Annotated in this window: 1 protein-coding gene; it reads right to left on the bottom strand. The window is 72.1% G+C overall.

Translation table 11 applies throughout. The annotated features are described in order from the left end of the window. Window positions 1–39: 39 nt before the first annotated feature. On the bottom strand, window positions 40–1,762 hold a 1,723-nt coding region (gene pknB, locus ABD194_RS19895), incomplete at its 5' end, for a Stk1 family PASTA domain-containing Ser/Thr kinase (RefSeq protein ID WP_343994741.1).

Below are 1,762 nucleotides of genomic sequence, written 5' to 3'. Positions count from 1 at the left end.
CGTGTGCCGCCGCCTCGGGGCGTATGCCGTGTCGCTGCGTCAGGGTGTCGGCGGCGGCGTCGGTGAGGTGGGGGGCGCGGTCGTCGTCGTCGAGGTGGTCGGCGTGGGCGTCGGCACCACCGTCACCGGCGGCGGGACGGGCGTGCGCGCCACCTTGACCGTGATGGACGTGCCCATCTTGACGACGTCGCCGGCGCGGTCGACCGACAGCACCTCGTCCGGGGTCTGCTGCGAGTCGACGGCTTCCTTGCGAGGGGAGAGCCCGGCGTTCTGGAGGGCCACCGCGGCGAGGGCCCAGTCCTGGCCGACGAGGTTGTCGGGCACCTTGACGTTGCCGGTGGCGTAGAAGATGCGGACCTTCGAGCCCTTGGCGACGACCGCCTGCGCGGCCGGGTCGGTCTTGGTGACCTTGTCCTTGCCCTGGTCGGGGGTGTTGACCTCCTGGAACCCGGACACGACGAAGCCCTGCTTGGTCAGCTCCGCGCGCGCGGTGTCCTTGTCGAAGCCGGTGACGTCGGGGACGGTGAGGGTGTCGGGCCCGGAGGAGACGACGTACTTGACCGTGCTGTTCTCGGGCACCTTCGCCCCGGACCCGGGGTCCTGGCTGATGACGTCGCCCTCGGCGACGGTCGTGCTCGCAGCCGGGGTCTTCTCGCCGCGTAGGCCGTTCGTGGCGAGGGTGCGGGCCGCGACGTCGTCCTTCATGCCCTCGATCGCGGGAACGGTCACCATCGTGACGGCGGGCGTCTGGTTGCCGAACCACGTCACGGCGCCCCAGCCGACGAGGGCGAGCAGCGCGATGACGAGCGCGGTGATGAGGGCGGCCCTGCCCTTGCCGCCCTTCTTCTCCCGCTCCTCGTCCTCGGCGTAGCCGACGGCGGGCAGGCCCGCCGTGTTGCCGTAGCGCGGGGGGCCGACGGGGCGCTGGACGGCCGTGGGACTGCCCGCGACGGCATACGCCTGCGGGAGGGTCTGCGTGGCGGCGGCGCCGACGGCTGCGGCGGTGCCGAGCGCGGCCGCGCTGATCCGCCGACCCAGCCGGACGTTCTCGAGGTCGTCGCGGAAGGCGGTCGCGTCCTGGTAGCGGGCCTCGCGGTCCTTGGCGAGCGCGTGCAGCGTCACGGCGTCGAGGTCACCGCCCACGGCGGAGTTCCACACGCTCGGCGGCTGGGGCAGCTCGCCCACGTGCTGGTAGGCGATCGCGACGGCGGAGTCACCGGTGAACGGCGGACGTCCCGCGAGCAGCTCGAAGAGGAGGCAGCCGGTCGAGTAGAGGTCGGAGCGCTCGTCGACGGTCTGGCCCTGCGCCTGCTCGGGCGAGAGGTACTGCGCCGTGCCGACGACCGACTGGGACTGCGTCATCGTCGCGGCGGTGTCGGCGATGGCCCGGGCGATGCCGAAGTCCATGACCTTGACGTGGCCGTTGCTCGTGATCATCACGTTGGCCGGCTTGATGTCGCGGTGGACGATGCCCATCCGGTGGCTGTAGGCGAGGGCGTCGAGGATGCCCTCGGTGATCCGGATGGCCTCGGCCGGCTCGAGCTGCTGGTGCTCGGTCAGCTTCTGGCGCAGCGTCTGCCCGTCGACGTACTCCATGACGATGTAGGGCAGCGTCGTCCGCGTGCCGCCCGGGCCCTCGACCGTGCTGTCGTCCTCGCCAGAGTCGAAGATGGCGACGATCGCGGGGTGGTTGAGGCCGGCTGCCGACTGCGCCTCCCGGCGGAAGCGCATGAGGAAGTTGGCGTCCCGGGCCAGGTCGGAG

Source organism: Terrabacter terrae (genome assembly GCF_039529575.1).
Taxonomy (GTDB): domain Bacteria; phylum Actinomycetota; class Actinomycetes; order Actinomycetales; family Dermatophilaceae; genus Terrabacter; species Terrabacter terrae.
This window is presented reverse-complemented; position numbering and strand designations above follow the sequence as displayed.